This is a genomic window from Pseudonocardia sp. ICBG1293 (assembly GCF_020131355.1).
In the GTDB taxonomy this organism is placed as follows: Bacteria; Actinomycetota; Actinomycetes; order Mycobacteriales; family Pseudonocardiaceae; genus Pseudonocardia.
This window is the reverse complement of sequence record NZ_JAHLEL010000038.1, coordinates 806,653-818,999: the sequence shown is the minus strand read 5'-3', so window position 1 is coordinate 818,999 and position 12,347 is coordinate 806,653. Positions and strand designations below refer to the sequence as shown.

Annotated in this window: 9 protein-coding genes; 6 read left to right on the top strand and 3 right to left on the bottom strand. The window is 76.1% G+C overall.

Annotated features, from left to right (window positions below; all coding sequences use genetic code 11):
- The first annotated feature begins 97 nt into the window (after window positions 1–97).
- The 6 genes from KPF47_RS17565 (at window position 98) to glgB (ending at window position 8,150) form a co-directional block, all read left to right on the top strand.
- Window positions 98–1,456, top strand: a complete 1,359-nt coding sequence (locus KPF47_RS17565) for an aminoglycoside phosphotransferase (protein ID WP_224389819.1) — start codon at window positions 98–100, stop codon at window positions 1,454–1,456.
- Window positions 1,457–1,623: 167 nt separating this feature from the next.
- Entirely contained in the window at window positions 1,624–2,286 is a 663-nt protein-coding gene (locus KPF47_RS17560; RefSeq protein ID WP_224389818.1) for a DedA family protein, read from the top strand.
- The gene (locus KPF47_RS17555) at window positions 2,274–3,521 is read left to right on the top strand and encodes a glycosyltransferase (protein WP_224389817.1); all 1,248 of its coding nucleotides are present in this window, start codon (window positions 2,274–2,276) and stop codon (window positions 3,519–3,521) included. Before KPF47_RS17560 ends, KPF47_RS17555 begins: the two co-directional genes overlap by 13 nt.
- Window positions 3,518–4,366 carry an alpha/beta fold hydrolase gene (locus KPF47_RS17550; RefSeq protein ID WP_224389816.1) on the top strand — a complete coding sequence of 283 codons (849 nt, stop codon included), beginning with the start codon at window positions 3,518–3,520 and terminating at the stop codon, window positions 4,364–4,366. The genes KPF47_RS17555 and KPF47_RS17550 overlap by 4 nt, the downstream gene beginning before the upstream one ends.
- Window positions 4,363–5,484: a glycosyltransferase family 1 protein gene (locus tag KPF47_RS40195; RefSeq protein WP_224389815.1), complete on the top strand. Its 1,122-nt coding sequence runs from the start codon at window positions 4,363–4,365 to the stop codon at window positions 5,482–5,484. The genes KPF47_RS17550 and KPF47_RS40195 overlap by 4 nt, the downstream gene beginning before the upstream one ends.
- A gap of 161 nt (window positions 5,485–5,645) precedes the next feature.
- Complete coding sequence (gene glgB / locus KPF47_RS17540) at window positions 5,646–8,150, top strand: 1,4-alpha-glucan branching protein GlgB (protein WP_224389953.1); 2,505 nt, start codon at window positions 5,646–5,648, stop codon at window positions 8,148–8,150.
- Window positions 8,151–8,638: 488 nt separating this feature from the next.
- Here glgB and KPF47_RS17535 read toward each other — a convergent pair whose 3' ends face one another.
- From KPF47_RS17535 to KPF47_RS17525, 3 genes are all read right to left on the bottom strand, one after another.
- Complete coding sequence (locus KPF47_RS17535) at window positions 8,639–9,895, bottom strand: aromatic acid/H+ symport family MFS transporter (RefSeq protein ID WP_224389814.1); 1,257 nt, start codon at window positions 9,893–9,895, stop codon at window positions 8,639–8,641.
- 60 nt (window positions 9,896–9,955) lie between these two features.
- Window positions 9,956–11,257 carry a glycosyltransferase family 87 protein gene (locus KPF47_RS17530; protein WP_224389813.1) on the bottom strand — a complete coding sequence of 434 codons (1,302 nt, stop codon included), beginning with the start codon at window positions 11,255–11,257 and terminating at the stop codon, window positions 9,956–9,958.
- Window positions 11,258–11,347: 90 nt separating this feature from the next.
- Entirely contained in the window at window positions 11,348–12,295 is a 948-nt protein-coding gene (locus KPF47_RS17525; protein WP_224389812.1) for a tetratricopeptide repeat protein, read from the bottom strand.
- Window positions 12,296–12,347 lie beyond the last annotated feature (52 nt).

Genomic DNA, 12,347 nt, shown 5'->3' with positions numbered 1-12,347 from the left:
GCCGACCGGTACCCGACGTGGTGGCGGCGGCACCCGTCCACGGCCCGCGCTGGGTGTCACAGGCCGGGCGGACGACCCGGCGGGAGGGGGACGACGCGTGCGGCCGACCGGAGCTTCCGAGGACCTGACGGCGCTCCCGGGCCTGCTGCGCGACTGGCTGCCCGGGCGTCGCTGGTTCGCCGAGAAGGGACGTCCGCTGACCGGCGTCGCCGTGGCATCGCGGCACCCGCTGCCCACCCCCGAGGGGGTCTCCGGGCTCGAGGTGCTGGTCCTCGCGGTGTCCTTCGCCGACGGTCCGGACCGCCGGTACCAGCTGCTGGTGGCCCGCGCCCCGCACGCCCCGGTCGGGGCCGCACCGATCGGCGAGCACGACGGGCAGGTCCTCTACGACGGCCTGCACGACCCGGCCGTCACCGCGCTGCTGCTGCGGCTGGTCGCCGAGGGCGCCACCGCGGGCGACCTGTCCTTCGTGCCCGAGCCGGGCGCGGAGCTGCCGCTGTCCGAGACCGGCCGCGTCGTCGACGCCGAGCAGTCCAACACCTCGGTCCGCTGGGGCGAGCGCTCCATCCTCAAGGTCTACCGGCGGCTGTCGGCGGGCCTGAACCCCGACCTCGAGCTGCACCGGGCACTGCGCGCCGCCGGGTCGACGTCGGTCGCGGCGCTGCAGGGTGGCATCGAGGGTGTCCTCGACGGCGAACCCGCCACCTTCGCCCTGCTGCAGGAGTTCGCGGCCGGGTCGCACGACGGCTGGGAGCGGGCCACCGCGGCCGTCCGCGACCGGAGCGACTTCACCGGCGACGCCCATGCGCTCGGCGAGGCGCTCGCCGACGTGCACGTCGCCCTGCGCACCGAGCTCGGCACCACCGAGACCGACCCGCGCGAGCTGGCCGCGTACTGGACCCGCCGGTGCACCGAGGTCGCCGCGCAGGTGCCCGTACTCGCCCCGCACGTGCCCGCGATCCGCGCCGTCTACGACGAGGTCGCCGCGCTCGGCGCGCCCGTCGTCGTGCAGCGGGTGCACGGCGACCTGCACCTGGGGCAGACGCTGCGCCGCCCGGACGGCCGCTGGCTGATCATCGACTTCGAGGGCGAGCCGGCCGCCTCCCCGCAGGAGCGGCGCGCGCCGGACTCCGCGGTGCGCGACGTCGTCGGGATGCTGTTCTCCTTCGACTACGCGGCCTTCCACCACCTGCTGACCCGGTCCGACACGCCCGGAGCAGATCTCGGTTCGGACACCGCCGAGGCACGTCTGGCTCACGAATGGTCGGCCGCGAACCGCGACGCGTTCTGCGCGGGCTACGCCGCCCGGGCCGGTGCGGACCCGCGCGCGCACGCCGCGCTGCTGCGCGCCTACGAGCTGGACAAGGCCGTCTACCAGGTGCTCTACGAGACCCGTAGCCGTCCGACCTGGCTGCCCATCCCGCTCGCGGCGATCGAGCGGGGCACCACCGCGTAGCACGTCCGGGCCGCCGGCGACACCCGGTGGTCACCGGAGCTTCCGCACCACGACGCCGGGGCGACGCCCGACTCCCCGGGCGGCCCGGCGCGGGATCGTGGAATCCTCCCGACCAGGAGGACACCCACCGTGAGACGACCACCCGCCGTTCGGCCCGAGGACCTGTCGTGACCCCGGCCGGTCTGCTCGGTGTGGACGGACTGGACGGGGTCCTCGGCCTGGTCCAGCGACCCGACGGGCCCACGCTGGGCGTCACGCTGGCCGTGCTCTTCCTCGGTGTGCTGGCGGAGGGACCGGTGGTCAGCGTCGTCGCGGGCTCGCTCGCCGGCGCCGGGCTGCTCGACTGGTGGGTGGTGTGGCTGGTGGCGTTCGCCGCCGACGTCGTCGCCGACACCGTCTTCTACCTCCTCGGCCGCGGCGGGCGCCGTCCACGGGTCGCCCCGCTGCTGGTCCGGCTGGGTCTGACCGAGCGCCGTGGCGAGCTCCTGCGCGAGAAGGTGGGGGGCAGTCCCGGCCGGATGGTGCTGGGCGCGAAACTGGTGGACGTCGGTGCGATCCCCGCGTTCCTGGCCCTCGGCCTGGCCGGGGTGCCGTACCGGCGGTTCATGGCCTGGGTGGTCCCGCTGACGGCGGTGCGCTCCGCACTGCTGGTGGGGATCGGCTGGGTGGTCGGGGGCCGGTTCGCCGCGGAGCTGGCCCACCGGCCGTGGATCATCGTGGCGGTGGGACTGGGCGTCGGCCTGGTGCTGGTGGCCGGGCGCGCCGTATGGCTCCGGTCCCGCTCACCCCACCCCCCGACCTCGCGGAAGGAGAACGCGTGCGCGTCCTGATCGGGGCCGACACCTGGGCACCGGACGTCAACGGGGCCAGCTACGCCGGACAGCGGCTGGCGGCCGAGCTCGCCGCCCGCGGGCACGAGGTGCACGTGGTCGCACCGTCGCGCGGCCTGCGCAGCCACGGACCGCGCCGGGTCGGGCCGGTGACCGAGCACCGGGTCCGCTCCTGCCGCGTCCCCAAGCCGCCGGGCTTCCGGCTGTGCCCGCCGCCCGGCCTGCGGCAGACCTGCCGCACGATCCTGCGCCGGGTCCGGCCGGACGTGGTGCACGTGCAGAGCCACATGGTGCTCGGCCGGATGCTGCTGACCGCCGCCGCCGACCTCGGCATCCCGTCGATGGCGACCACGCACATGATCCCGGAGAACATCATCCCGGCGATCAGCTTCCTGCACCTGCCCGAGTCCGGGCTGAAGAAGCTGTTCTGGTGGGACGCGGTGCGGGTGCTGTCTCGCGCCGGGCTGGTCACCGCCCCGACCCCGCTGGCCGCGTCGATGGCCGAGCAGGGCGGGGTCCCCGGCCCGGTCCTGCCGGTCTCCAACGGCCTGGACCTGGGCCGGTTCCGGCCCGACGCCACCGGACGCGGGCCGGCGTTCCGGGCCCGGCACGGCATCCCCGCCGACGCCCCGCTGGTCGGCTTCGTGGGGCGGCTGGACCGCGAGAAGCACGTCGACGAGCTGATCCGCGCCACCGCGCTGCTGCGCGCCGGCGCGGTGCCCGACGCCCAGCTGGTCGTGGTCGGGGAGGGCGAGGAGCGGGCACGGCTGGGTGCGCTGGTCCGCGAGCGGCACCTGGAGCACGCGGTCACCTTCACCGGCCGGCTCACCGACGACGAGATCCCCGACGTCTACCCGGCCCTGGACGTGTTCTGCAACGCCGGCACCGCCGAGCTGCAGAGCCTGGTGACGCTGGAGGCGATGGCGACCGGGAAGCCGGTCGTCGCCGTCGACGCGGGTGCGCTGCCGCACCTGGCCCGTCCCGGGGTGAACGGCTGGCGCTACCCGCACGGCGACGTCGCCGCGCTCGCCGACCGGCTGGCCCGCGTGCTCGGCGACCCCGACGGCGCGGCCGAGCTGGGGGCCGCGAGCCTGCAGATCGCCTCCGAGCACTCACTGGCGACCACGGTGGACACCTTCGAGGAGCTGTACCGGACGAAGGCCCGCCCGGTCGTGCCGGTGCGCGCGTTCCGCGCGGCGCGCCGCGCCCGCCGGCACGCGGACACCCGGCGGTGACCGCGACGCTGACCCCCGCCCGGGAGACCACGGTCGACGGGGCGGCCACCGTCGTGCACACCTTCGGTGACCCGGCCGGGGCGCCGGTACTGGCGCTGCACGGGCTGCGCGGCAGCCACCACGGGCTCGCGCCGCTGGCGTCACGGCTGCCCGGGTACCGCGTCGTCGTGCCGGACCTGCCCGGGTTCGGGGCGTCGCCGCCGTTCACCGACCGCGCCCACGACGTCGACGGCTACGCCCGCTGGGCCTCGGCGCTGCTCGCCGACCTCGGCCCGGACACGGTGCTGCTGGGGCACTCGTTCGGCTCGATCGTCGCCGCGGCGGTCTGCGCGGCCGCCGCGACCACACCGCGCGCCCTCGTACTGGTCAACCCGATCGCCGAGCCGGCGTCGTCGGCCGGCGGGGTCACCGGGATCGGGACCACGGTGACCGCGGCCCTGCACGAGGGCGCAGCCCGGCTCGGGCTCGACGGTGTGCTGCGACACCGCCTGCTCGCCGACGCGGCGACCGTCACCATGGCGACGACCCGCGACCCGTTGCTGCGGCACTGGATCGCCGGCGAGCACCGCGCCCACTTCGGCACCTTCGCCACGACGACGGCGCTGCTGGAGTGCTTCCGTGCCGCCGGTTCCGGCTCGGTCCGGCCGTGGGCACCGCGGATCACGGTGCCGACGCTGCTGCTGGCCGGGGCCCGTGACCGGGTCGCCCCACCGGCCGGGCAGCACGCGCTGGCCGCGGCCTTCCCCGACGCCCGGCTGGTCCTGCTGCCGCGCACCGGCCACCTCGTGCACTACGAGGCCCCGGCGTGGGCGGCCCGCGAGATACGGGGTTTCCTGGCGCGGTGAGGGTGCTCGTCGACTGCCGCTACATCCGTCCCGGCCGCCCGGACGGCATCGGCCGCTACACCACCGGACTGGTCCGTGCGCTGGACCGGATCACCCCGGTGGAGCTGCTGGTGTCCGACCCGCGGCAGCGCGACGGGCTGCCCGACCGGCCCGCACACACCCTGCCCGCCCCCACCGGGCCCGGGGAGCCGCTGCTCGCGCGGCGGGTGAACCGGATCATCGCCGGCACGTCCGGCACCCACGGGTCACCCGATGTGGTCGTGTTCAGCCCGATGCAGACGATGGGCACGCTGGGCCGCCGCTACGCGGTCGTGCTGACCGTGCACGACCTCATCTACTACCGGCACCCGGCTCCGCCGCCGTGGCTGCCCGCACCGGTGCGGGCGGTGTGGCGGGCCTACCACCTGTCCTGGTGGCCGCAGCGGCTGCTGCTGGCCGGCGCCGACGCCGTCGCGTGCGTGTCCACCGCCACCGCGGGCCTGGTCGCGGAGCACCGGCTGTCCCGCCGGGAGGTCGCCGTCGTCCCGGACGCCACCGACTTCCACCTGCCGCCCGGCACCCCGGCCCGCTCCCGCCCGCCGGGCGGCCGGATCGTCTACGCCGGGTCGTTCATGCCCTACAAGGACGTCGCGACCCTGGCCCGGGCCGCCGCCCGGCTCCCCGACCACGAGCTGCACCTGGTCTCGCCCGTGCCGCCCGGCGTGCGGGCGGAGCTGGAGCGGCTCGCCGCGCCGGCACGGCCGGTGTTCCACGACGGGGTCGACGACGACGGCTACCGCGCCCTGCTCGACGGCGCCACCGCGCTGGTCTCCGCCTCCCGCGACGAGGGGTTCGGGCTGCCGGTCCTGGAGGCCATGGCGCGGGGCTGCCCCGTGGTCGTCAGCGACATCCCGGCCTTCCGGGAGGTCGCCGGCGACGCCGGGGTGTTCGTCGCCCCCGGTGACGACGCCGGGTTCGCCGCCGCCGTGGCCGCACTGGACACGACCTGGTCCGCCCGCTCCGACGCGGTGCGGGCCCGCGCCGCCCGGCAGACCTGGGACGTGGCCGCGGGGGCGCTGCACGCGGCCCTGGAACGGGCGCTGGACCGTCACCGGCGCACCGCGCGCGGGCGCCGCTGACCCGGTCCGCTCACGCTCGACTGCGATCCGGCAACACTGTGCGACCGCGCGCGGCGGGTTCCGGTCACCCGCAGTACGGTTCCGCAGTGACCTCCGAGGAGACCCGAGCGACCCGCTCCGAGACCGATGCGCACGCACCGGACCCGGCGACGACCGACCGGATCCTGGGCGGTGCCCACCACGACCCCCACTCGGTGCTCGGCGCGCATCCGCACGTCGACGGCACCGTGGTCCGTGTCCTGCGCCCGCACGCGGTCTCGGTGGCCGTGCTGCTCAACGGCGACCGCGCGCAGGCCAGCGAGCTGACGAAGGTGCACGACGCCGGACTGTTCTCCGGCCTCGTCCCCGGCTCCGGCGGTGACTACCGGCTGCTCGTGACCTACGGCGACGGCGCCGGCGGCACGACCGAGCAGACGGTCGACGACCCGTACCGCTGGCTGCCGACGCTCGGCGACATGGACCTGCACCTCATCGGCGAGGGACGGCACGAACGACTGTGGGACGTCCTCGGCGCACACGTCCGGGACTACGACACCCCCTCCGGCACGGTGGCCGGGACCAGCTTCGCCGTCTGGGCCCCGAACGCCCGCGGTGTGCGGGTCACCGGTGACTTCGACGGCTGGGCCGGCTGGGCGCTCCCGATGCGCTCGCTGGGCGGCTCCGGCGTCTGGGAGCTGTTCGTGCCCGGCGTCGGTGTCGGCGACCGCTACAAGTTCCGCATCCTGGGCCCCGACGGCCGGTGGCGGGACAAGGCCGACCCGATGGCCTTCGCCACCGAGATCCCGCCGCAGACGGCGTCGGTGGTCACCCGCGACGTCCACGAGTGGGGCGACGACGAGTGGATGGCCGACCGCGCGCGGCGCCGTCCGCACGCGGAGCCGATGAGCGTCTACGAGATGCACCTCGGTTCCTGGGTGCCGGGGCTGGACTACCGCGAGATCGCCGAGCGGCTGGTGGCCTACCTGGACACCACCGGCTTCACCCACGTCGAGCTGCTGCCGGTGGCCGAGCACCCGTTCGGCGGGTCGTGGGGCTACCAGGTGACCTCGTACTTCGCCCCGACCTCGCGGTTCGGCACACCCGACGACTTCCGGTACTTCGTCGACCGGCTGCACCGCGCGGGCTACGGCGTGATCGTCGACTGGGTGCCGGCGCACTTCCCGCGCGACGAGTGGGCGCTGGCCCGCTTCGACGGCACCGCCTGCTACGAGCACGCCGACCCGCGCCGCGGTGAGCAGCCCGACTGGGGCACGCTCGTGTTCGACTTCGGCCGCAACGAGGTGCGCAACTTCCTCGTCGCGAACGCGCTGTACTGGCTGGAGTCGTTCCACATCGACGGCCTGCGCGTCGACGCCGTGGCCTCGATGCTCTACCTCGACTACTCCCGGGCCGACGGCCAGTGGCTGCCCAACGTCCACGGCGGCCGGGAGAACCTCGACGCGGTGGCCTTCCTGCAGGAGATGAACGCGACCGTCTACCGGGAGCACCCGGGCGTGGTCACGATCGCCGAGGAGTCCACCGCCTGGCCGGGCGTCACCCGGCCGACCTACATGGGCGGCCTCGGGTTCGGGCTCAAGTGGAACATGGGCTGGATGCACGACACGCTCGACTACACCGGGCGCGACCCCATCCACCGCAGCTACCACCACAACCAGATGACGTTCTCGCTGATGTACGCCTTCAGCGAGAACTACGTGCTCCCGATCAGCCACGACGAGGTCGTGCACGGCAAGGGGTCGCTGTGGACCCGGATGCCCGGCGACGACTGGAACAGGGCCGCGGGGGTCCGCGCGCTGCTGGCCTACATGTGGGCGCACCCGGGCAAGCAGCTGCTGTTCATGGGCGGTGAGTTCGGGCAGCCGCGCGAGTGGTCCGAGCAGCGCTCGCTGGACTGGCACCTGCAGAGCGACGACCCGCTGCACGGTGGGATCACCACGCTGGTCGGGGACCTGAACCGGACCTACCGCGCGCAGTCGGCGCTGTGGTCGCGCGACACCACCCCGGACGGCTTCGCCTGGATCGACGCCAACGACGCGCAGGGCAACGTGTTCTCGTTCCTGCGTCACGGCGTGGACGCCGAGGGACGGGCGACCGTGCTGGCCTGCGTCGCGAACTTCTCCGGCGCCCCGCGCGAGGACTACCGGGTGGGTCTGCCGTTCGCCGGGAACTGGACCGAGGTGGTCAACACCGACGCGTCGGCCTACGGCGGGTCCGGGGTGGGCAACCTCGGCCGGGTCGCGGGCGAGCAGGTCATGTGGCACGGCCAGCCCGCATCGGCGGTGCTGCGGCTCCCGCCGTCGGGCGTGCTGTGGCTGGTGCCGGAGGAGACCGGCGGCCCGGTGCTGTCCGCCCCGGCGCAGGAGACGGCCCCGGTGGCGACGGTCCCGTCGCCGCTGCCGCCCGCCGCGGTACCCGACGAGCCGGAGGACACCGACGTCGAGGCACCGGTGACCCCGGACGACGACCTGCGGGTCCCCGCCGCCCCGGTCGACGTCGTCGACCCGGGACCGGACGACACCGAGGACGGCCCGGACACCGCTCCGGTCTCGACCTCGGTCGCACCCGCGCCCGGCACCGTCGGTGCCCGGGCGGTGCGCACCGGCTCGTTCGTGAACGGGAGCTCGGGGACCGGCGCCTCGGACACCGGGACCACCGCGGACGACTGAGCTCCCGCCCCGGTGCCCGGCCGGCCGCCCCGGCCCGCGCCACCGGTCACGGACCCGCGGGCGATCGCACCGGCCCCGGGCCGGCGCGGTCACCGCACCGGGCCGGTCCCGGTCAGCGGCCGGGTCCGCCGGGTCCGCCGGGTCCGGCACCGGACCGGCCGGGACCGCCGGGCCCGGTACCGGGCCGGTGCGGACCGCCCGCGCCCGGGGTGTCCCGGGGCGCGGGTCCGGACCGGTGCGGGCCCGGCCCTCCCCCGGCGCGACGCGGGTCGGGTGCCCCCTGCGCGACGCGGGGTGCGGCACCGGGCCGGTGCGGTCCGGGTGCCCCCTCGACGCCCCGCGGTGCGGCCCCCGTCCGGTCGGTGACCGGCGGCCGCGCCGGTCCCGGCCCTCCCGTCACCGGTGCGTCCGCCGCCGGCCGGCCGGCCGGCCCCGGTGGCCTGCGGAAGGTCTCGTCGTCGGGCCCCACCCAGATGCGCGCCATCGGCTCACCCCGACACTTGCCGGTCGCCGGGCACCGCCAGCACCGCCACGGCTCCCAGGGCGGCGACCGCCCCGAAGGCGAAGAAGCCCCACGGATATGCGAGGCCCGCGGTGAGCAGCGCCCCGCCGAGGAGCGGCCCGCAGATCGCACCGAGCCGGCCGATCCCGCTGGCGGCGCCCAGCGCCGAGGCCCGCGCATGGTCGGGGTAGTGCCGGCTGACGAACGCGTAGACCAGCACCTGCGAGCTGAACACGAACACGCCGGCGAGCAGCACGCTCACGTAGATCCCGCCGCCGGGCAGGGGCACCGCGAGCAGCGCCAGGAACACCGCGCCCGCGACGAACCAGCCTGCCGCCGCCGTGCGCAGCCCGATCCGGTCGGCGACCCGGCCCGCGACGAGCAGACCGACGATCGCGCCGACGTTCAGCACCAGCAGCTGGGCCAGCGCCGCGTCCAGGCCGTAGCCGGCGACCCGCATGATCTGCGGCAGCCAGGTGTTGAGGCCGTAGACCAGCAGCAGCCCCATGAACGAGGCGACCCAGAACGCCACCGACGCGCGCAGGTAGCCGTCGCGGACGAGCTGGGCGACCGGGTTGCGCGAGCGCGGCCCGGCCGGTGCGGCCGTCGCGCGGGCCGCGGCGGGGAGCGTGTCCGGCAGGTACCGGGCCAGCAGCGGGACCAGCACGATCGCCGGGAGCGCGCCGAGCACGAACATCGGCCGCCACCCCCAGACGGGGATGACCAGGATGCCGAGCAGCGAGGTCGCCACCGCGCCGACGTGGTAGCCGGTCATCAGGACGGTCGTCGCGCTCCCGCCGCGCCCGGGCCTGCTGTGCTCGTTCACCATCGCCAGCGCCACCGGCAGCACCCCGCCCAGGCCGAGCCCGGCGAGGAAGCGCAGTGCGCCGAACGTCCACGGGCCGGTCGCGACCGCGCACAGCAGGGTCAGCACCGAGAAGGCGACGACGGTGGCCAGCATCGCCCGGCGCCGCCCGACCAGGTCGGCGAGCGGGCCCGCCGACAGGGCGCCCGCCATCACACCGAGCAGCCCCGCCGTGGACACCAGCGACGCCGTCGCCGGGGTCAGGCCCCAGGTCGGTTCCTCCAGCAGTGACGGCAGCACCACACCGAGCACCACCAGGTCGAAGCCCTCGAGTGCCACCGCGGACCAGCACAGCGGGGCCACCCAGCCGCCGTGCCGGGCCGGGTCGGGCGCGGTGATGGGTCCGCCCGTGGGCTCGGACCCTGACGTCGGCGCCATCCGGGAGCCTCCTCGCGTCTCGGGTGGCGCGGATTCTGGCCGGTCAGGCCGGTGCGCGGGTCAACCCTTCCGCAGAGCGGAAGACTCCGCCGGAACCGGACCGGTGGCCGGGCGCAGCAGCGACCACCAGACCACCAGCAACACGGCCGTGTAGAGCGCCCGCCCGAGCGGGGTCGCCCACCCGCCGTCGGCCCAGAGGTCCGACCAGCTCACCGGGACGACGGCGAGGCACCCGATCGCGACGACGACCCGGCGGCGGGTGTCCCCCGCCCGCCCGGACGCGGCGAGCGCCAGCAGGCCAGGGACGAGCAGCAGCAGGTAGTTGTGCCACGCGATCGGCGCGGCCAGCAGACCGGTGGCGAGGACCGCGAACAGCGCCGTGCCACCGGGATCGGTACCGGCGGCCGGGTGCAGGCCGTACCGGCGGGTGCGCCGCCCGAGGTGGACGAGCGTGCCGATCACGACCGCCGCTCCCACCAGGGTGCCGACGACGGTCGGGAGCCCCCACCGCAGTGCCTGCCCCGGGAGGGAGGCGTTGTCCGGGGTGGGCCCGACCGGCTCGGCCAGTGCCATCGCCAGCCACTGGAACGCCGTCGGCCACCCGGCGACGGCGACGCCGAGGAGCGTCGCGACCGCCGCGGCGGCGATCCCGGCCGCGAACGGCCGTCCGCGGCCCTGTGCCGCGGGGAGCAGCAGCACCGGCGCCAGCGAGGGTTTCAGGGCGACCGTGACGCCGTAGCAGACGGCGGCCGGCAGCGGGTGCCCGCGCCGTTCGGCGACCCAGCCCACGGTCAGGCCGAGGAGCAGCAGCGGGTAGATCTGGCCCAGCAGCAGGGTGCCGTGCAACGGCGACGACGCCAGCACCACCACGAGCGCACCGGCCGTCCAGCCGCGGCCTGTCCGCAGCTCCCGGCAGACCAGCAGCACCGACCCGGCGACGAGCAGCACCGACAGCGCCGTCAGCAGCCGGTAGCCGGTGACCGGGTCGACCAGGGCCAGCGGCGCGAGCAGCACCGACAGCAGCGGCGGGTTGAGGTTGTGCAGCCGGGCGCCGGTGTCGTAGATCGCGGCGCCGCCCGGGCCGTGCTGGACCAGCGCGTACGCCGAGGCCCGGAAGGTGTCGAAGTCGACGTGCATCCGCGCGATGTCGGTCGCCGGGATCCAGCGCAGCAGCGGCGGGCCGCCCAGCGCGAACAGCAGCGCCGCGGTGACCAGCGCGGTGACGGCGACGACCGGCGCCACCGGTCGGACGAGGCGGTGGACGCGGTCGCGCACCGCCCCCGCCCCCCGGGCCGTCCGCACGGTCCACCGTGGCCGGACGGGATCGGTCGCCGCGGGCCCGGGGTGGAGGTCCGAGGTCACCGCGCGACCTGCCGTCCGACCCGCCGTGTCCCCGGCACCGCCGGCCGCGGACGGACCGGCTGCGGCCGGTGGGTCATCGAGAGGGCCGGCTCAGAACAGGGCGCGGGCGAGTGCCCGCCGGGCCGTGGCGACCCGCGGGTCGTCGGCCGGGAAGAGCTCGAAGAGCCCGACGAGGTGCCCGCGGGCCCGGTCGCGGTCGTCGCCCGCGGTCCGGGCGACGGTGCCGACCAGCCGCGTGAAGGCGGCCTCGACCCGGTCGGCGGCCAGCTCCGCGTCGGCCACGACGAGCTGGGCGTCGACGTCGTCGGGGGCGGCGTCGGCCCGCTCGATCGACGACGGGTCGGCCTGCTCGGCGCGGGCCAGGAAGCGGACCTGCGCCAGCGCGGCTCTGGCCTGCTCGTGGGCGGGCTCGGCGTCGAGGATCGCGGTGTAGGCGGCCTCGGCGGCGGCGTAGTCACCCTGTTCCAGGGCGTCCTCCGCGGCGGTGAAGCGCGGGTCCTCGGGCTCCTCGACGGGCTCGTCGGAGCCTGCCGCGGCCGCCCGGCGCTCACCCTCGGCGATCGCGGGCATCCGGTCGCGCAGCGCGTCGAGCAGCGAGGTCACCCACTCGGCGGCACGGTCCTCGGGGATCGCGCCGTTGACCGCGTCCACCGGCTGCCCGCCGACGAGCACGACCAGCATCGGGACCTGCTGGACGCCGAACGCCTGGGCGACCCGGGGCTGGGTGTCGATGTCGACCCGGGCCAGGCGCCACGCGCCACCACCGGTGGTGGCGAGCCGCTCGAGCTCGGCCGACAGCTGCTCCTCGCGGGGGTAGCGGCTGGCCCAGAGCTCGACCACGACCGGCACCTGCAGCGACGGCTCGAGGACCTCGTTCTGGAAGCCCTGCTCGGTCGCGTCGACGACCCAGGCACCCTCGGCCCCGCCGGGCTGGGGCGGACCGCCCGTGGCACCGCCGGCCGGAGCCGGCCGGTTCGCCGCATCGGCACGGGCCTTCAGCCCGGAGAGGTCGACCGCCCCGGCCATGGCCGAGGACATCGCCGCACGCTGGGCCGCCTGACGAGGATCTGGGCGAGACACGTGGTCCATC

What these genes read in the sequence shown, in the direction of transcription:
- KPF47_RS17525 (WP_224389812.1), bottom strand. Translation starts at nt 12,295, where the DNA reads ATGTCCTCGGCCATGGCCGGGGCGGTCGACCTCTCCGGGCTGAAGGCC.
- KPF47_RS17535 (WP_224389814.1), bottom strand. Translation starts at nt 9,895, where the DNA reads ATGGCGCCGACGTCAGGGTCCGAGCCCACGGGCGGACCCATCACCGCG.